Annotated in this window: 18 protein-coding genes and 1 pseudogene; 11 read left to right on the top strand and 8 right to left on the bottom strand. The window is 71.4% G+C overall.

The features are described 5' to 3' along the window. Positions 1 to 185 precede the first annotated feature (185 nt). Positions 186 to 1,814 (bottom strand): protein kinase, encoded by a 1,629-nt coding sequence (locus ACFWPS_RS33290; RefSeq protein WP_383711886.1) that lies wholly within the window; start codon positions 1,812 to 1,814, stop codon positions 186 to 188. A 157-nt stretch (positions 1,815 to 1,971) separates the two neighbouring features. On the opposite strand from ACFWPS_RS33290, the gene ACFWPS_RS33285 reads away from it, so the two are divergent. Next, complete coding sequence (locus tag ACFWPS_RS33285; RefSeq protein WP_383711882.1) at positions 1,972 to 2,766, top strand: FHA domain-containing protein; 795 nt, start codon at positions 1,972 to 1,974, stop codon at positions 2,764 to 2,766. Between the two features lie 55 nt (positions 2,767 to 2,821). Here the strand turns inward: ACFWPS_RS33285 and ACFWPS_RS33280 are convergent, their stop codons facing one another. From ACFWPS_RS33280 to ACFWPS_RS33270, 3 genes are all read right to left on the bottom strand, one after another. Then, complete coding sequence (locus ACFWPS_RS33280) at positions 2,822 to 3,079, bottom strand: hypothetical protein (protein WP_383711879.1); 258 nt, start codon at positions 3,077 to 3,079, stop codon at positions 2,822 to 2,824. Between the two features lie 35 nt (positions 3,080 to 3,114). Continuing rightward, positions 3,115 to 5,538, bottom strand: a complete 2,424-nt coding sequence (locus tag ACFWPS_RS33275) for a hypothetical protein (RefSeq protein ID WP_383711877.1) — start codon at positions 5,536 to 5,538, stop codon at positions 3,115 to 3,117. An 80-nt stretch (positions 5,539 to 5,618) separates the two neighbouring features. Further along, on the bottom strand, positions 5,619 to 6,353 hold the full coding sequence (locus ACFWPS_RS33270) for a Crp/Fnr family transcriptional regulator (RefSeq protein ID WP_383711874.1): 735 nt from the start codon (positions 6,351 to 6,353) through the stop codon (positions 5,619 to 5,621). A 173-nt stretch (positions 6,354 to 6,526) separates the two neighbouring features. Between ACFWPS_RS33270 and ACFWPS_RS33265 the strand changes: the two genes are divergently transcribed. The 6 genes from ACFWPS_RS33265 to ACFWPS_RS33240 are packed head-to-tail and all read left to right on the top strand — an operon-like array spanning position 6,527 to position 11,166. Then, a complete protein-coding gene (locus ACFWPS_RS33265; RefSeq protein ID WP_383711871.1) occupies positions 6,527 to 7,291 on the top strand; it encodes a hypothetical protein in 765 nt (254 codons plus the stop codon). A gap of 9 nt (positions 7,292 to 7,300) precedes the next feature. Further along, positions 7,301 to 7,747 carry a hypothetical protein gene (locus tag ACFWPS_RS33260; protein WP_383711868.1) on the top strand — a complete coding sequence of 149 codons (447 nt, stop codon included), beginning with the start codon at positions 7,301 to 7,303 and terminating at the stop codon, positions 7,745 to 7,747. Further along, the gene (locus tag ACFWPS_RS33255; protein WP_383711867.1) at positions 7,744 to 8,961 is read left to right on the top strand and encodes a protein phosphatase 2C domain-containing protein; all 1,218 of its coding nucleotides are present in this window, start codon (positions 7,744 to 7,746) and stop codon (positions 8,959 to 8,961) included. Before ACFWPS_RS33260 ends, ACFWPS_RS33255 begins: the two co-directional genes overlap by 4 nt. After that, entirely contained in the window at positions 8,958 to 10,127 is a 1,170-nt protein-coding gene (locus tag ACFWPS_RS33250; RefSeq protein WP_383711864.1) for a hypothetical protein, read from the top strand. The genes ACFWPS_RS33255 and ACFWPS_RS33250 overlap by 4 nt, the downstream gene beginning before the upstream one ends. A gap of 14 nt (positions 10,128 to 10,141) precedes the next feature. Further along, positions 10,142 to 10,792, top strand: coding sequence for a VWA domain-containing protein (locus ACFWPS_RS33245; RefSeq protein ID WP_383711862.1), 651 nt, complete (start codon positions 10,142 to 10,144; stop codon positions 10,790 to 10,792). Further along, the gene (locus ACFWPS_RS33240; protein ID WP_383711860.1) at positions 10,792 to 11,166 is read left to right on the top strand and encodes a hypothetical protein; all 375 of its coding nucleotides are present in this window, start codon (positions 10,792 to 10,794) and stop codon (positions 11,164 to 11,166) included. The genes ACFWPS_RS33245 and ACFWPS_RS33240 overlap by 1 nt, the downstream gene beginning before the upstream one ends. 53 nt (positions 11,167 to 11,219) lie before the next feature. Here the strand turns inward: ACFWPS_RS33240 and ACFWPS_RS33235 are convergent, their stop codons facing one another. Next, positions 11,220 to 12,146, bottom strand: coding sequence for a PfkB family carbohydrate kinase (locus tag ACFWPS_RS33235; protein ID WP_383711857.1), 927 nt, complete (start codon positions 12,144 to 12,146; stop codon positions 11,220 to 11,222). Between the two features lie 142 nt (positions 12,147 to 12,288). Between ACFWPS_RS33235 and ACFWPS_RS33230 the strand changes: the two genes are divergently transcribed. After that, on the top strand, positions 12,289 to 13,332 hold the full coding sequence (locus ACFWPS_RS33230; protein ID WP_383711854.1) for a phosphatidylinositol-specific phospholipase C domain-containing protein: 1,044 nt from the start codon (positions 12,289 to 12,291) through the stop codon (positions 13,330 to 13,332). A 99-nt stretch (positions 13,333 to 13,431) separates the two neighbouring features. Further along, positions 13,432 to 13,992, top strand: coding sequence for a glycoside hydrolase family 25 protein (locus ACFWPS_RS33225; protein ID WP_383711851.1), 561 nt, complete (start codon positions 13,432 to 13,434; stop codon positions 13,990 to 13,992). 105 nt (positions 13,993 to 14,097) lie between these two features. Here the strand turns inward: ACFWPS_RS33225 and ACFWPS_RS33220 are convergent, their stop codons facing one another. Both ACFWPS_RS33220 and ACFWPS_RS33215 read right to left on the bottom strand, forming a co-directional pair. Next, the gene (locus ACFWPS_RS33220) at positions 14,098 to 14,796 is read right to left on the bottom strand and encodes an NADPH-dependent F420 reductase (RefSeq protein WP_383711849.1); all 699 of its coding nucleotides are present in this window, start codon (positions 14,794 to 14,796) and stop codon (positions 14,098 to 14,100) included. A 95-nt stretch (positions 14,797 to 14,891) separates the two neighbouring features. Beyond that, on the bottom strand, positions 14,892 to 15,893 hold the full coding sequence (locus ACFWPS_RS33215; RefSeq protein ID WP_383711846.1) for a zinc-dependent alcohol dehydrogenase family protein: 1,002 nt from the start codon (positions 15,891 to 15,893) through the stop codon (positions 14,892 to 14,894). A 90-nt stretch (positions 15,894 to 15,983) separates the two neighbouring features. Between ACFWPS_RS33215 and ACFWPS_RS33210 the strand changes: the two genes are divergently transcribed. Together ACFWPS_RS33210 and ACFWPS_RS33205 are read left to right on the top strand one after the other, a co-directional pair. After that, a complete protein-coding gene (locus tag ACFWPS_RS33210; RefSeq protein ID WP_383711843.1) occupies positions 15,984 to 16,958 on the top strand; it encodes an AraC family transcriptional regulator in 975 nt (324 codons plus the stop codon). Positions 16,959 to 16,971: 13 nt separating this feature from the next. Continuing rightward, positions 16,972 to 17,214, top strand: a pseudogene (locus tag ACFWPS_RS33205) (2-isopropylmalate synthase); the annotation flags it as partial. Between the two features lie 293 nt (positions 17,215 to 17,507). Here ACFWPS_RS33205 and ACFWPS_RS33200 read toward each other — a convergent pair. After that, entirely contained in the window at positions 17,508 to 17,720 is a 213-nt protein-coding gene (locus ACFWPS_RS33200; RefSeq protein ID WP_383711840.1) for an EF-hand domain-containing protein, read from the bottom strand. Between the last annotated feature and the right edge of the window lie 4 nt (positions 17,721 to 17,724).

The following is a 17,724-nucleotide window of genomic DNA, read 5'->3' as shown; positions in this document are numbered from 1 at the left end:
TGTTCGCGGTCGGCTCGGGGCCGCCGCAGGTCGCACGGGGGGGCGGGGGTCGACGAAGTCGGCCTGTGTCTGGCACAGCGGTGGACGCTCGCCCGGACGCGTTTCGTCGCCGGTGCGGTTGAAGGCATGAGGAGACGGCCCGGGGCGGTCCGGCGGTGAACACTTCGAGTGCTGAGGGGAGGGGCTCACTGCTTGACGGGGGTGTCGCCGTTCATGCCGAAACGGGCGGAGCACTGCTCGTCGGATCGGTCGCTCGCGTTCCAGACGCAGATCCACATCGTGTGGCCGACGTCCGAGACGAAACTCGTCTTGGCGGCGCCCCAGGAGGCTTGGAACGTGTACGCGATGCCGTCGTTGCGGTAGAGCTCGGCGCCGCAGCTCTGGTTCAGGGAGGTGTTGAGCACGCCCGCGAGCTCGCCGGAGCCGTTGTCGTCCAGCCAGGCGGAGCAGGCGGCGTCGTTGCCGACCCAGGAGGTGTCCGCCTCGGAGCCCTTGACCTGTGCCGGGTCGTCGCTGCCGTTGACACCGCTGATCGACGACGAGGTGAGATGTTCGGCGGGTGCGGAGGACGCGGCGGTCGCGACGGTGCCGGAGGGCGAACTCGTGCCGGACGCGCTCGGTGGGACGGCGGTGTCCGTGCCGGCCGGGACGTCCGGGGTCGGGCGCGCGGACCTGGCGGTGGGCGAGGCCGAACGGCTCGGGCTCGCGGAGGACTTGTGTGCCGTCCCGGCCGCGGACTCGACGGTGGCCGACGCGCTGCCGGACGGCTGCGCAACGCCCTTCCGCGGGGAATCGGACGGGGTGAGTACGAACGCTGCGACGGCGCCGATGATGATCACTGCGGCGGTCGAGAGCAGGAGCAGGCGTTTTCGTGAGTGGGTGGGTGACGCGGCGGACGGGGGCACGGTCCCGGGCTCCGGATCCGCAGCCGGGTCCGGCGGCGGGACGGTGTCCAGCTTGCCGACCGGCGTCGCGGCGAAGGCACGTCGCGAGGCGATGCGGGACATGACCTCGGAAGGCCAGGAGGGAGGCGGAACGGGCGGGTGCGCGCGGGCCGCCTCCGCCACCTCGCCGGCGGTGGGGCGGGCTCCGGGGCCGGTCGCGAGGCAGGACTCGACGACGACGGCGAGGCCGGCGTCCACGGCGCGCAGGGGCTCGACGTCGGGGACGACGCCGGGCGTGCGGCCCGAGGCCGCGAAGAGCAGGAGTGCCCCGAGCGAGTAGACGTCCGCGGGCGCGGCCACGTCCTCGTCCCCGGCCTGCTGTTCCGGTGCCGAGAATCCCTGCGTTCCGTAGCTGCCACCGCTCTTGGTGAGCCTCGCCTGGTCCGCGGCGCGCGCGATGCCGAAGTCGATGAGTTTCACACCGTCACGCACCAGCATGATGTTGCCGGGCTTGACGTCGCGGTGCGCGATCCCGCACGCGTGCACGGCCGACAGCTGGGCGGCTGCCTCGGCCAGCAGCAGCCACAGCGCCTCGGTGGGCAGCGGGCCGCGTAGCCGGACCGCCTCGTCCACGGTGAGTCCGGGTACGTACTCGGTGGCGAACCAGGGGCGTTCCGCCGTACCGTCGCTCGCCAGCACCCGCGGCCCGACCCCGGCCGGCACCCGGTAGAGGATGCCGACCTCGCGTTCGAAGCGCTCGCTGGAGACCAACCGTGACCGGACGCGTTTGACGGCGGCGTAGCCCTTGTCGGACACCCCGAGGTAGACCTCGCCCATGCCGCCGATGCCGAGCAGGCCGATGATGTTGAAGCTGCCGATCTCCTGCGGATCGTCCGGGCCGAGCGGTTCCGCGATCGTGCTATTCACCATCAGCAGTTCCCCGGCCGCTCGCGCTCACGGCGGGCAGGCTATCCAACAAGTCAGGGCCCTGCAATGCGAGTTGACAGCGGCCGTGCCCTATGTGCGGGAGGACCGGTCCTCGGGGTGCGCTCATACACTGACGCGATCCGAGCCGGAGGTATGCGATATGGCGTACGGAAATTTCCCACCCCAGATGCTGCCGCCGGGCAGCCCCTCCGACAGAGTGCCCTCGGCACCGCCGGGGACGATCTTCGTACTGGGCCCGGAGGGCGGGTACGCGGTGCCGCCGCGCCGGTACACGCTGCTGTTCGGGCGCGACCGCGAGGACGTGCATGTGCCGGTCGGTGTCGACGACCCGACCGTCAGCCGTCGGCACGGCGTGTTCACCTGCACGGGCACGGACGGCGACTGGTGGCTGCTCAACACCGGCAACCTGCCGGTCGAGCTGCCCGACGGCGTGCTGATGCTCACCGGCCACAAGCGGCTCATCGAGTCCGGGTACACCCCGCTGGTGATCAACTCGTCGAAGCGGCGTTCCCACCTGGTGGAGGTCCGCGTCGTGGACGAGGACGACCGGCACCCCCGCTCCACCAGCGGTGCGGAGACCGTGGATCCCGAGACGGTCTACGAACTCTCCCCGCAGGAGCGGCTGGTGCTCACCGCGCTCGCCCGGCGCTACCTGGAGGGCCACGACGCCTTCCCGCTCCCGCTGGCCTGGGAGGACACGGCCCGGCTGGTCAACGCTTCCCCCTACGCGACCAAGTCCTGGACCTACAAGTCGGTCGCCAACGCGGTCGAGGACGTGCGCGAACGGCTGCACCGCCGGGGCGTGCGCGGACTGCTGCGCGACGAGGTCGGCGAGCCGGTCGGCTCGACACTCAGCGTCAACCTGATCAGGGAACTGCTGAAGACGGCGACGCTGAGTGCTCAGGACCTGGAGTTGCTGGCCGCCAAGGACTGAGCGGACCGCAGGGTGCGTGCCCCGGCCGGTCGTCGGCCGGGGCACGCGGCGTTTCTCAGCGTTCTGCTTCCGCCTTACGCTCGGCTGCGGCGTTGTACGTGACGTGCATGGTGCCGTCCTGGACCGCGAAGACGGCTGCCTGGTCCTCCGCCGAGCTCTGCTGCCGCGGCTGCCTCTCCGTCTGCGTCTGCGTCTGCGTCTGCGTCTGCTCGGGCTGAAGCGTCGTGTTCGTCACGTGGTTGTCGTCACCGACGATGAAGGTGCCGGAGACGTCCCCGGTGTGGATGTCTCCGTGGGTGGATTCCGTGGGCATGGCCTGCCTTTCTTGGTCGGTCTCGGAGAGGAAGGTCATTCGCCGCAGTCGGTCTGCAGGCTGTCTGACGCCGAGTTCATCGCCAAGGCCTGACTCGACGGATCGACCTCGGAGTTGCTCGGATCGTTCTCGTACGACTGATACAGGCTCTCGAGCTGCTGAGTGGCGGTCAGCATGTCGCCGAGGTCTGATGCCACGTTGCCGTCCTGGGCTTGCGAGATGGCCCCCCGCAACGTGGACTCGACGGAATTCAGGTCGCTGATGACGGTGCCGACCTCGGAGAGCAACGTGCTGTCGTCGGGAACGGTGGACGTCTGACCCGAGTTGTAGGCGCCCATGTCCGTGTTGTACGAGTCGACCGCGTCGGACGCGATGGCGGCGTCGGTGCTGTACTGCTGGAGCTCCGACGACAGGTCGGGGATCACGGTCGCGCACACGGGATCGACGGTGGGCGAGGTGTCGCCGTAGGTGTCGCCGTAGGTGTCGCCGTAGGTGTCGTCGCTCGGGTCGGGCGTGCTGACGGAACTCGACGCGGCGGCCGGAGACGAATCCGGTTGATCGTCCGCGTAGACCATGGCCCCCACGCCCAGTACGGCCGCGAGGCCGATCGTGCAGGCGAGGGCGAGTGCCGATATTCCGCCCTTGCCGGCCGCCGCACCGGCGGCGGTGAGTGCCGTGTGGCCTGTGCTCGTCGCGGTCGCGGGGGCGCTCACGGCGTGCGTCGAGTGGGCAACGGAAGGGTGCGCCTGCGAGAGGTCGACCCGCTGGGGTATCGGTGCGGCCGGGTGTGCGGTGGTCACATGGGCGGTGACCTGCGACTGGGCGGAGGAATGGGACAGGTCGACCACCGGCCTCGTCCCGTGGACGGGCAAGGCCGTGTGCGCGGGCGCCGAGGTGGCGGACGTGGCGGCGGTCGGGTGTGTGAAGGCCTGCGTGTGGACCGCGCCGTGCGTCGGGGTGACCGGGTGGACCGGCGGTGTGGTGATCGGCGGGGCGGTGGCCGACGCCGCGTTGACGGCCTGGTGGGCCGCCGAATGCGCGTGCAGAGCGGTGAGTTCCCGCCAGAGCACCCCCGCCTCGAGCGCCAGGGCCGTCGTCTGCGCGGCCCGCCCGAGCGCTTTGCGGCGGTTGCGGGCCTCGCGCAGGAAGAAGTCCTCACCCTGCTTGTCTCCCGCCCTCTTCGCCGCCGCCCAGCCGACTCCGAGCAGGCTGCCCCACGCGTCGAACTGCCGGGACAGCGCCAGCTTCGGCGAGGCCGCACGGGCCAGCGCCGTGCCGAGCTGGGCGTGTCCGTTATGCTCCGCTCGCAACACCGCGACGTCCAGGGCCTGGAAGTGTGCCGCGACGTCGTCCGGGGTGGTGTCCCTCGCCTCGACCCACGCGGTGAGCGTCCGGCAGAGCCGATCGGCGGGAAACACCGTCCTCCGCGTGTTCAGCACGCACTCGGCGACGTCCGGCGGACAGCGGTAGCCGGTCTCCGAGGCGAGCAGCAGGCCGTGTCGCACCAGACCGCCGGCGAGCGCGTCGGTGTCCGACCGGCCGAGCAGATCATCGAGATGCCGGGCGGCCAACTCGGCACCGGACAGCGAGCCGAGCAGGTGCAGCAGGTCGCGCTCCTGCGGCCGGAGCCTGTTCAGCAGCGCGGGAAGCAGTTCGGGGAGATCGGCGATCCCCGGCAGGCCCTTGCCGGTCGCGGCCGACAGGGCGATGCGCCGCAGCCGGAGCGGGTTGCCGGCCACCGCGTCGCACAGCGCGCCCACGATCGGCGTCTCGTCGGGCCGCAGCGCGCGGGAGAGCAGCGCCTCCACCAGTTCCGCCGCCGCCGGGGCCGTCAGCCCTTCGAGGCGGATCGCGTGCACACCGTCGACCGCGGACCGCTGCTGCGAGGTGAAGACGAACGTGGACTGCTCGGCCATGTCGAAGAGCCGGCGCAGGTCCTTCTCGTCGAGTCCCGCGTCGTCCAGGTAGATCCGCAGTCGCAGGGTCTTCAGGTGCTCCTTCAGCACCTCCAGCGACGGCTTGTAGTTCGGTGCGTCGAAGCTGATGTCGAATATCGCCTGCGCGATGTCGTCGGCCGTACGTCCGCCGGCTTCGATGTAGGCCGCGCCTTCGGGCCCGTGCTCCGTCGTGCCCGCGAGGAGGCGCAGCAACGCACTCTTGCCGACCCCGGGCGCACCCCAGACCTGCACCAACTGACGTGTCTCGATCGCCTGTCGCAGTACGTGCACGTCCCGCGCACGTCCGATCAGCGGCTCGGCGGCGGACCGTGGCAGCTGGGAGATCCGCCGGCGCTTGACCGGATCCGGCAGCGGCCCCGGGTGCACGGTGACGGTCGCACCGTACTCGGCGGTGATCCTCACGTTGCTCACGGTGTTCTGGCTGCCTACGATCATCGTTCCGGACACGTCGCCGGCCCGGATCCCCTCGGCGGCGTCCGGAGCACCGCTGTTCTCTGGCATCTGCTTCCCCGTCCTCTTCCACGCTCGGGTCCCGGCACTGGGCCATGCTGACGCCGACCCGTCGTGCGAACCCGGCGCTATTACGTGTTCGGCGAGATCGCCGGCGATCCGGCGGGCCCGGCCGCGACGGCGATCCGGGCGAGGTGCTCCAAGTCGGTGATCGTGATCCTGCGGTAGCCGGTCACGACCGCGCCCGACTCCCGCAGTGCCCGCAGGGCCTTGTGGACCGACGACTCGGCCGCACCGACCAGGGTGGCCATCTCCGGCTGTGACAGCGGGAGTTGGGCTTCGTTCCGGCCGGGACGCCCGTAGGTCACGGCCAGGTGGTGCAGGATCCTGGCCAGCCGCCCGAGCACGTCGCAACCGGTGAAGTCGACGATCCGGCCGGTCGCCGTGCGCAGCTTGGCCACCACGCTCGCGCTGAGTGCGAGTCCTATGGCGGGGTGCTGTTTCGTGCACTCCAGCAGTTCGGAGCGCAGGATGTAGCGGGCCAGCACCCTGCCGCAGGCGGTCACGGTGCCGATGCGCGGATGCCCGTCGATCCCGGCGAGTTCCCCGACCAGGTCCCCGGCCATCCGCACGGCCAGCAGCGCCTCGCGGCCGTCCTGCGCGTGCGCGGTGACCTTCACCGTGCCGCCGAGCAGGAGCAGCGCGAAGTCCGAGGTGTCGGCCTCGCGGATGGTGATCTGACCGGCCGGGTAGACCACGCGGTGGCCGAGTCCCAGCAGGATCGCGCGGTCGGCCTCGTCGACCTGGCCGAGCAGCCCGGCCGCCGGCCAGTAGGCCACGGCGCCGCGAACCCGTGTGTTGTTCATCCGCCACACCTCTCTCCTCGTCCGGCCGAAACCGCACAAGCCGTATTAGTAGCCGTTCTACCCGAGGACCCCTCCTCTACGGTCTCGTCAATCATCTTGTCGACACCGGATAACCGGGACGTCGGCAAATCGATCTTCGAATTGCCGGACCTCGTCGTGATCGCGGAGGAATTGTGAATCCGAGGTATGAATACCGAGCCCTGCTGGCCTGCGACATCGCGGGCTCCGCGGGCCGCGGCCAGCAGCGGCTGCAGGAGATCCGCAGCGTTCTGCGTTCCGCGCTGTCCGGTGCCCTGGACAGCGCGGAACTGGACGCGCGGGACTTCGTGTACATCGACACCGGCGACGGCTGCCAGCTCGTCGCCCCGGCCTCGTTGCCCAAGGCCAGGCTGCTGTTCCCGCTGCTCCCGGAGCTGGGTTCACGGATCCGCGAGCACAACCGGCACGCCGGCGCGGACATCCGGCTGCGGGTGCGGGCCGCGGTGCACGCGGGGGAGGTCGGGTTCGATCCGGACGGCACGGTCTCCGGCGCCCCCTTCGAGGCGCTGGCCCGGCTGCTCGACTCGGCCCCGCTGCGGAACGCGATCCTGACCGGTACCAGCGGCACCCCGGTGGCCGCGATCCTTTCGCAGCACTTCTACGAGGAGACGGTCGGGCACGGCTACCAGGGGCTCGAAGCCGACGCCTTCACCGCGGCCGACGTCCGGGTCAAGGAGTACGCCGCGCGGGCCTGGCTCTGGTATCCCGGCAGCCCCGTCGGGCCACGCGTCGATTCCGGCCGGGATTCCGGCTCCGGCGAGCTTCCCGCGGAACCCGGGACGCGGCCGGCGGAACCCGGGCCGCGGACCGCGGAGCAACTCGTCCGGACCACGGGAAACAGCACGGCCTTCGCCGTCCACCGGGGCGACCAGTTCATCCGCCACAACGACCGAGGTTGACACCCGCCGATGAACGAGGAACTCACCGAGCTGGCCGCGAGCGGCGCCACCGCTCTGGTCTCCGCAATGGGCACGGATCTCTGGCTGGAGGCGAAGAGGCTGATGAGCGGTGTCCTCGCACAGGCTCGCAGCGGTCGCCGCAACGAGCTGTCCGCCGCACTGAACCGGCAGTCGACCGCCACGAGGGGAGCGGTCGACGCCGGGTCAGTGGACTACTGGACCGAGGCCCTGTCCCAGCTGCTCGACCGGAACCCGGATCTCGCCCAGGACGTCATGGCCCTGGCTTCGCTGCGAATCCCAGAAAGGCCGGACATCGTGATCCAGGTCAATTCCGCCACCGATTCTGGTGAAGTATTCGCGGTACAGCACGGTAATCAGCACTTTGCCTCCCGACCGAATTCCGGCGACTCCGATTCCCATGATTCCGATTCCCGCGATTCCGGGGAACGGCCGTGAGCCGGGGCGACGGCCGGCGGGACGACCTCATGGACGGACGGGTGCGGGCGGTGCTGCTCGTGGCCGTCGTCATCGGGGCCTTCATCGAGGTCGGCACGGAGCATCGGCGGTACGGCCTGCTCGTGGACGTGTTCGCCCTCGCGGCAGTGGGTGTCGTCGGAGCGGCGGCCGTGCTGGGGTCCGAGTCCGCCGCGACGCTCGCCCGGCAGCGGGATCGGCTCGAACAGGAACCCCAGCCGCGTACGACGGTTCCGGTCTGCCGCTACGTCACCGGCCCGGCGGCACCGCAGCACCAGGCCCCGCAGCACCAGGCCCCGAGGCCCCAGCCGTTCCTCCGCGAGCGGCCGACCGATCTGAGCGTTCCGCGCTTCGGCGACGGCGCCCGTGCCCAGGACTACCCCTGGCTGCTGCCGGAGCGCACGGCACAGAACGGGATCGCCGCCGACGAGGCCACGGTCGGTGCCTTCACCGTCCGCGCGGCCTCCGTCATCGGGCCCGGCCACCGCTGCGCCCGGCCCGCCGAGCCGCGGCAGGACTCCTACCGGATCGGGCGGAGCAGGGACAGCCGGTACGCGATCGTGGCCGTGGCCGACGGCCTGTCCAGCGCGGCCTGGTCCGACGCCGGGGCCACCACCGCCTCCAGTCAGGCCGTCACCCTGCTGCGCGAGCAGATCGAGACGGTGGGCTTCGGCGGGCTCGATGCGAAGGAGCTGTACGGGCGGATCGCCGAATCGGTCGCCGCGCACGCGGCCGGACGCGGCGTCGGCACCGCGCACGTGGCCACCGTACTGATCACCGCGGTGCTCGCCGAGCCGGACGCGAACGGCGTCGCGGAGGCCTGGGTCGGGTGGCTCGGCGACAGTTCGGCCTGGACACTCGATCCGCGCGTCCCGCTCTGGCGGATCTCCGCCGGCGATGCCAAGGACCGCACGGCCGCGGTGGTCTCGAACGAGGTCGCCGGGCGGCTGCCGGACACGCCGCAACTGGCCAGGGACCACTACCTCACGCTGGCTCCCGGCGCGGCCCTCGCCCTGGTCACGGACGGGATCGGCGACGCGTGGGCGGACACGGCGGGCAACGTCAACGAGTACTTCGCGAACGCCTGGCGCTCGCCGGTCCCGGCCACGCGGTTCATCGCCGACGTCGGCTTCGACGCACCGCAGTGCCTCGACGACCGCACCGCCGTGGTGACGTGGAACGGTGGCCGGGCATGACAGAACCCCGCCTCATCGACGGCACCGACGACAAAGCCGACGACGGCGACGGCCCGGCGGCCGATCCGCGGGGCTGGGTGCTGCCACGGGCCGTGAGCGTCAGCGATCTCGGGCCCCTGGCCGAGCCGATCTCCGAACACAACGGCCAGGCCGTCGCCGTGCGGCCGCTGACGAACCATCCGGGCTGGCTGGCCAAGCTCTACCGGCCCGACCAGCACCCGGAGGACGCCCAGCGGCTCGACCTGCTGATCTCGGCTCCGGGCACCCTGCCGGAGGCGGATCGTGCGGTCCTGTACGCCGGAACCTGCTGGCCCGCGGCCCGGATCCACGAGCCCGGCAACCCGGCTGTCGGCTGCGTGATCCCGATGGCACCCGAGCAGTACCGTTCCGAACTGCGGCGCGGCGCGTTCGGCGAGCGCCGCTTCGTGGAGATCGACTGGCTGGCGAAGTCCGACGAGTCGAACCGGGGCGTCGGACTGCCGCCCCCCGGCCCTGCGGGCAGGCTGGCCGCCTGTCGCCGGCTGACGGAGCTGGCCGCGATCCTGGAGAGCCTGGGCCTGGTCTACTCGGACTGGTCGTTCTCCAACGCCTTCTGGAGCCCGGATCAGCGTTCCGTCTACCTCATCGACGTCGACGGCTGTCAGCCGAAGAAGATGCCTGACATCCACCAGCCGAACTGGGCCGACCCGTTGACGCCGCCGGGCACCGACGCGGACGAGTACACCGACCGCTACCGGCTCGGACTGCTCGTCGCGAAATGCATGACGGGTCAACGTGACGCGCGCGCCTTCCACGCCGTCGCCGCGTCCCCCTGGGAGAACCAGCCCGCCGTCTCCGAAGTACTGCTCGACATGCTGCTCACGACCGACCGCGAGCGACGGCCCTCGGCCGCCCAGCTGAACCAGGCGCTGAACGGCGGGCCCTATCTCAGGACCGTGCCGCGTCCGACGCGCACCACGCTGCCCGCGCTGCCCGCGCTGCCGCCCGCCGGCACCGGCACCGGCACCGGCACGGCCGTGAGCAAACCCCAGCCGAAGCCTGCCGAGGCAGTACAGAAGCCCGCGTCGCCCGGCGTGAAGAAGCCCGATTCCACCTCGCACGACGGGTGGGTCGTCGTGCTCGTCATAGCGGTGATCCTGCTCTTCGTCATCGCCGCCAACCACTAGCTCCGAGGTGCAAAATGTCACTCTGCCTACCCACCTACGTGGTGATCGACGCGTCCTCGTCGATGAAGAAACAAGAGGCACTGCTCAACGCGACCCTCTCCCGTCTGCACTACAACCTGGCGACGAATCCCCGCGTCTCGGAGTTCGCCCGGGTCTGCGTGATCGCCTTCTCCACCGACGTGCACGTGGTGATCCCGATGTCGGACATGGAGCAGGTGCCGGCCATGCCCGAGGTGATCTGCGGCGGCGGTACGTCGTACGGCAAGACCTTCGACCGGGTGCGGGAGTGCATCGAACAGGACGTCGACAACCTGAGGATGCAGAACTTCAGCGTGCTGCGGCCGACGGTCTTCTTCCTGACCGACGGCGGTCCGACCGACGCGAACTGGCAGAACCCGTTCCGCGCCCTGGTGGACAGGGACTGGCCGCGCCACCCGCACGTGATCGCCTACGGCTTCGGCGGAGCGAGGCGCGACGTGCTGGAACAGGTGGCGACCAAGGCGCTGTTCATCGCCGACGGTACGGACACCGAGTCGGCGCTGAGCGCGGCGATCACCGGCCTGCTCAACACCCTGATCGCCTCGTCGAAGACCGGTCAGATGCAGATCGCCACGGACGTCAAGGGCTTCGAGTACGTCCAGGTCGCCCAGGAGTACGTGGACTGATGACGGACGTCGACTCGCGTTCCACGGCGTCCCGGGCACTGCGCGCCTCCGTCGGACTGACCGCGCTCGCCGTGGTGCTGCTCGTGTGCGGCGCCGCGGTCGAGGCGACGGGCAATCTCCGCGACTCCTCGGCGGACGGCAACAGCGGCGGCTCGCACCCGGCGACGACCGCGCCCCCGACCCACGCCCGCTCCCGCACCCCCGAGATCCCGCCGCCCCACCGTTCGCCCCCGGCCTCACCCACCTACCTGCCCACACCCACACCCACGCCCACGCCCACGCCCACGCCCACGCCCACAGCAAGTGCTGACGGTCACCGTCCGCAGGTCGAGTTCCGCGTCGTAGTGCATGACGACGTCGGTGAGACGGGGTGAGTGTCCGGCCGTGGCCCGTTCCTGCCGGCGGGGGATGTGGGGCATGCCGCCGGTCAGTCCGCGGCCAGCCACGCGCGCGTGCCGAAGGAGGCGCACGCGCGGGAGGCCACCGCCGCGGCCCGGGCCAGGGCGTCCGCGAAGGCCGGCCCGTCGATGCGGTCGTGTCCGCTCAGGTAACGGGCGAGGGCTCCGTGCAGGACGTCTCCCGCGCCCAGCGTGTCCACCACGCGGGTCTCGGGAACGCCGACGAGGCCACCGCCACCGGGCCCCGCCCACAGGATCGGCGCCCCGCCACCGGTGACCGCCACCCAGGTCACCCCGTGGTCCCGGAGGAACTCCAGGGTCTCGGCGGGCGTGGCGGTACCGGGCGGGCGGAAGTCCGCCGAGCACACGGCGACGTCGGTCGACGCCAGCAGCTTCTCCGTGCCGTCCTTCCAGCTGCCCGCGTCGAGGACGGTGCGGCGGCCGGCCGAGCGGGCGGCGTGCGCGACGTCGACGGCCAGGTCCATGTGATGCCCGTCGAACTCGGCGATGTCGCACGACACCACCAGCTCCTCCAGACCGGCCGGGGCCCGCAGCCGGTGCCCGGCCGCGTTGGTGGAGGCGACCGCACGCTCTCCGGTCGACGCGGTCACCAGGACCGAGGACACCGCGGGCGGGTCCGCGCGCCCGGCGGCAAGGTCGGTGACGCGCACGCCGAGCGCGTCGAGGTCCGCCCGGACGCCCAGTGCCAGCGGATGCGAGCCGAGGCCCGTGAGCAGCCGGGGCAGGCCGCCCAGACGGCCGAAGGCCACGGCCGCACCGGTGGCCGGACCGCCCGCGGCGGCCACCTGGTCACGGGCCGTCAGCTTCTCGTCCGGCCCCGGTACATGGTCCACCAGCTGGATGACGTCCAGGGTGCACAGCCCCACGAACAGGCCCACTGGCCGCCGCCCCGCCACCGGACCCGTCCCCACCAGCGCCTCCTCCGGCCTCGGCATGCGCCCAGCGTACGTGCGGCCTACTGAGTCCCGAGAGTCCTGAGCCGGTTCCGGAGGAGGATGTTCCCCCAGGGGCTACCGATCAGTAACCGATTGCTTCTACGCTGCCGCCAACTCACCATCAACCCAAGGGAGTTGGGTCATGCGCGTACTGAGACGGCTGGCGGCGGTCGTGGGTGCCGGGGCCCTGTTCGTGATGGCGGGCTCCGCCGCGCACGCGGACACCGGCCTGAACGCGGCGAAGTTCTCCGAGACCACCAGCATCGGCACGCACAACGCGTACGACAAGGCCAAGTACACCTACTGGGCGCAGGCCCTGGACTCCGGGGCCTCGCTGCTGGAGCTGGACGTCTACGTCGACAGCATCAGCAAGCGGTGGCGGGTCAGCCACAGCAACCCGTGGGGCGACAACAACAACTGCGAATACGCCAACACCCCCAGCCAGTTGTACAGCCAGGCCACCAGCCAGGATCTCGGGAGCTGCCTGGACAACATGGCGGCCTGGGAGCAACTGCACCCGGACCACGCGCCCATCGTCGTCAAGGTCGAGATGAAGGTCGGGTTCAACCAGACCATCGGCCTCGGGCCCACCGCGTTCGACACGCTGGTGTCGCAGAAGCTGGGCAGCAGCGTCTACAAGCCGGCCGACCTGCTCGGCTCCTCGTACTCGACGCTCGACGCCGCCGCCAAGGCCAACGCCTGGCCCACCCGTGACCAGCTGAAGGGCAAGTTCATCTTCGAACTGATCCCGGGCACGGTGGAGGAGGCCAACCCGTTCGACCACTACTGGACGGACCAGGAGTACGGGGACCACCTGCGGGACCTGTACGCGGCCGGGAACATCTCCCAGGCCGAGGCCTTCCCCGCCGTCCTGGGCGCCGCGAACGGGGATCCCCGGACCAGCAGGTACGACGCCTCGATCCAGCCCTGGTTCGTGTTCTTCGACGGGGACGCGGCGACGTACGTGAACAACGGCTACGACACGTCGTTCTACGCCGCGAACCACTACATCCTGATCATGACGGACGCCTACAACGTCTCACCGGCGATCTCCTCGACCGCTCCGACCGACGCCGAGGTAGCGGCCCGGCTGGCGCTGCTGGCCGCCGACCATGCCAGCATCATCACCTCCGACTGGTCGACGAAGTCGGCGGCCGTGCTCAGCGAGGTGGCTGCCCGAAGCTGACAATTCACGCGCCCACGCGGATCCCTCTCGGCGCGGCGGGGAATACGACATACGCAGTTGCAACTCGTGTCACCCCACTGGCACCCAGGGAGTTCCCCCATGCTGCACGGAATCGACGTGAGCGCGTACCAGTCCTCCGGCTACGACACGGACGGCCTCTCCTTCGTCTTCATCAAGGCGACGGAGGGGCGTTCGTACGTCAACCCCAAACTCGCCGCCCAGGCCAAGACCGGACGCGACGCCGGACTGGTCGTCGGCTTCTACCACTTCCTCTGGCCCGGCAACCTCACCGCCCAGGCCGAGTACTTCGTCGAACACGCCCCCGAGAAGGCGGGCGAGATCCTCGCCGTCGACTGGGAGACCACCGGCGACGGCACCCACGCGAGCAACGCCGAGAAGGACTCCTTCATCCGCAAGGTCAAGGAACTGCGGCCCAGCCACCGGGTCGTGCTCTACACCAACCGGAATTTCTGGCTGAACATCGACACCACCTCGTACGCCGGCGACGGCCTCTGGATCGCCGACTACGTCAGCGCCGGCCACCCCCGCATCCAGGCCGACTGGCTTTTCCACCAGTACACCAGCGACCCGCACGACAAGGACGTCGCCGACTTCGCCGACAAGGCCGCCCTCAAGGACTGGGCAGCGAAGGAGGATTGAGCCTCCTCCCCCGCCCCGGAGGCGCCGGGACGTCCCCCGGCGCCTCCGGCGGATCAGGGCGGCCCGACCGGCGGCTCGATCCACCGGCCCGATCCGGCGGAACCGTCAGCCGCGGAAGCCCTCCGGGCGCTCCGGGGACGCCTCCGCCAGGGCCTTGCGCACGCCCTCGGCGTCCGCCCGCAGGCCGTACACCGGGGTGCCCGGCTGCTGACGCCAGGAGTCGTCGATGCCGCCGTTGTCGACCGTGTCGAAGCCGAGTTCGTCGATCAGGGCGCGGACGACCCGCTTGGCCGCCTCGTCGTCGCCGGAGACCGGGACGGCCTGGCGGTCGGGGTCCCCGGCGGGGTGCCCGCGGTCCAGGATGTCCTGGGCGAAGGTGCCGTTGAAGGCCTTGATCACGGGGTGGCCGATCTGCCGTTCGGTCCAGCGGCTCTCCGTGATGCCCTCGTCCTCGATGCCGGCGATCCGGCCGTCCCGCTCCCGCGGGTAGTAGTTGCCGGTGTCGATCACGGCGGCGTTCTCCGCGGCGCCGTCCAGGAGGCCGGACGGCAGGCCCGGGACCGCCTTCACCGGGACCGTGACCACCACGACCTCGGCGCCCCGCGCCGCCTCCTCGGCGCGTACCGCCGTCGCTCCCGTCTCCTCGGCCAGTGCGGCGAGCGTCTCGGGGCCCCGCGAGTTCGCCACGGACACGTCGTGACCGAGGGCGGTCAGCCGCCGGGTGAGGTTGCCGCCGATGTTGCCCGCGCCGATGATGCCGATCTTCATGACACGCCTTTCGAGAGTCCATGCACTTGCATACACACGCTGCTGTGCGGCGACAACCTCGGGCGCGCGTGGCCTATTCCACGGCTGGGCCGAACGGGTGAGGCCCGGTGCCGGACCTCGGGTCCCGGCTCTCAGATCCGCACGACGATCTTGCCGATGTGCGTGTTGGACTCCATCAGGCGGTGCGCGTCCCGGATGCGGTCCAGGCCGTCCAGGACCTCACCGACGACCGGGCGGAAGCCGCCGTCGGCCAGGCCCGCGTTGAGGAAGGCGGTGGAGCGGCGCCGGCCCTCCGGGGTCGAGGTGAGGGCCTGGTTGGCGTAGGTGTGGATGGTGAAGGGCCAGTTCCAGGGGATCTCGGCGGGGCTGCTGCCCAGCCAGCCGTAGACCACCACCGAGCCGCCCGCGGCCAGGCTCTCCGCCAGCGGGCGGAAGTCCGGGCCGCCGATCGCGTCGAACATCACCTCGGCGCCGCTGCCCCCGGTGAGCCGCCTGACCTCCTTCGCCACGGCCTCCGTGGTCGACTCCCCGGTGACGATCACCTCCGCCGCGCCCAGCTCCAGCAGCCGCTTCCGCTTGGCCTCGGTGCGGGTGGTGGCGAGCGGGACCGCGCCGATGCGGCGGGCGACCTGGATCGCCGCGGTGCCGACACCGCTGGACGCCCCGGTGATCAGGACGCGGTCGCCGGGCCGCAGCCCCGCGGTCTCCAGCAGCCCGCCGTACGCCGTCGTGTACGTCAGCCAGGCCGCGGCGCCGGTGACCGCGTCCACGCCGTCGGGGCGCGGGACGACCGAGGCCGCGGGCAGGACCACGCGCTCCGCGTACACGCCCCGCGCGCTCATCTCAATGCCTGGGCCGGTGATCACCGGGTCGCCGACGGCCGGTTCGGTGACGCCCTCGCCGACTGCCTCGACGATCCCGGCGGCCTCGTAGCCGAGCCGGGATGCGGGCAGGGTCGGCTGGTAGTAGTAGGTGCCCGAGCGGAACAGGACTTCGGCCCGGTTGAGGCCCAGCGCCTCGACGCGTACGACGACCTGGCCGGGGCCGGGGCCGGGAAGCGGCACGTCCTCGATGGTCAGGACGTCGGGTCCGCCGATCTCGTGGAAGAGCACGGTGCGTGCGGTGTTCGACATGTGATCGACGCTAGGCGGCGTCCGCGAGACGATCCATGCCCCGCTGTCTCGCTTTCCTGTCCGAGCGTCTCGCCGGGCTACGGTGTGGACATGGACGTACTGAGCGACGCGGTCGCCGCGATGCGCACCGGGCGGCCGCACTCCTCCCGCCGGGACAAGCACGCGCCCTGGGGGATGCGGTTCGCGGCCTCGTCGGGCGCCGGGTTCCACGTGGTGCTGCGCGGGTCGGCGTGGCTGCTGCCGGCGGCCGGCGAGCCGGTGGCGCTGGGGCCCGGCGATGTGGTGTTCCTGGCCCACGGTCACGGGCACGCACTGGCCAGCGGACCGGACGTACCGCTGCAGGACGTGCGCCCGGGACCGGACGGCCGCTGGCCCGAACCGCCGCGTACCGCACGGGAGGCCGAGCCGGACACGGTGCTGCTCTGCGGCGCCTACCAGTTGGACCGCTCCCGCGCGCACCGGCTGCTCTCCGAGCTGCCCGAGGTGGTCCATCTGCCCGCCCGGGTGGGCGCCCAACGCTCGCTGCGGGCCGCGGTGGAGCTGCTCGGGATCGAACTGGAGGACCGGCAGCCGGGCGCGGACGCCATCGTCACCTCGCTGCTCGACACCCTGCTGCTCTACATCCTGCGCGCCTGGTGGCAGCGGGAGCGGGACGGCGAGCCGGGCCGGGGCTGGTCCGCCGCGCTGGTCGACCCCGCGGTCTCGGCGGCGCTGCGCGCCGTCCACGGCGACCCGGCCCACCCCTGGACGGTGGCCGAGCTCGCCGCCCGGGGAGGCCTGTCCCGGGCGGCCTTCGCACGCCGCTTCACCGCGCTCGTGGGCGAACCGCCCCTGGCCTACCTGACCTGGTGGCGGATGACCAGCGCCGGCCGGCTCCTGCGCGACAACACCCTCACCCTGCGCCAGATCGCCGAACACACCGGCTACACCTCGGAGTTCGCCTTCGCCAAGGCCTTCAAGCGGGAGTGCGGCACGGCACCGGGCCAGTACCGCAGAGCCACCGACCGCCCCGCGGCGGGTACTGCGGACCGAACCGCGAACGGAATCACCCGCCCCGCCGGCTGACCCGCGAACAGAACCACCCGCCCCGCCCGGCCCCGCCGGCGAGCTCGTCCACACCGCGTTCTCCGGCACCCACCAGGATGCGATCAGCAAGGGATTCGAGCAGCACGCGCGCCGGGCGCTGGAGTTGGGGGTGCCCGACGCCCAGGTCCCCTGGTCCGTCCCCTACCTGCCGGTCGACCCGGTGGACCTCGGCCGGCCCTACGAAGCCGTGTTCCGCGTCAACTCCCAGTCGAGGAAGGGCGGTTCGGCATACCTCTGCTCCCTGCGCACGGCCGACCGCACCGGCGACCACGAGGGCACCGGCACCGGCACCGGCCCGCTCACCGCGTTCGCCGACGCGCTGACCGGCTACGGACATGCGACGGAGCGCGGTGCTGCCCGCCGTGAACCGGGCCGCGGCGCGATGAGCGTCGTACCGTGCGCGGACGACGTGCACGTGATGCGGGAGGGCGAACCCTGATCGCCCGCGCCGAGACGGGGGCGTGAGCGCCGCCCCCCGGGCAAGAAAAAGGGGGCCCGCGGTCGGCGGGCCCCCTGCGCTCCCTGCGCCTACTTGTTCAGGTAGGCCCAGAACTCGTCGAACGACAGGACCTTGTCACCGTTGAGGTCCCGGGTCTTGATGATGGCCTCCGCGACCGTGTCGGTCACGTTCCAGTCGCCCCCCTGCGCCAGGGCGGTCTTGAACTCGGCCGCGGTGATGACGCCGTCACCGTCCGTATCGATCCGCTCGAACTGCTTGCGTGCTTCCTCGATGTCCGCCACCGGA

Origin of the sequence: Streptomyces sp. NPDC058457 (assembly GCF_042720695.1) — a bacterium.
Lineage (GTDB): Bacteria > Actinomycetota > Actinomycetes > Streptomycetales > Streptomycetaceae > Streptomyces.
This window is presented reverse-complemented; position numbering and strand designations above follow the sequence as displayed.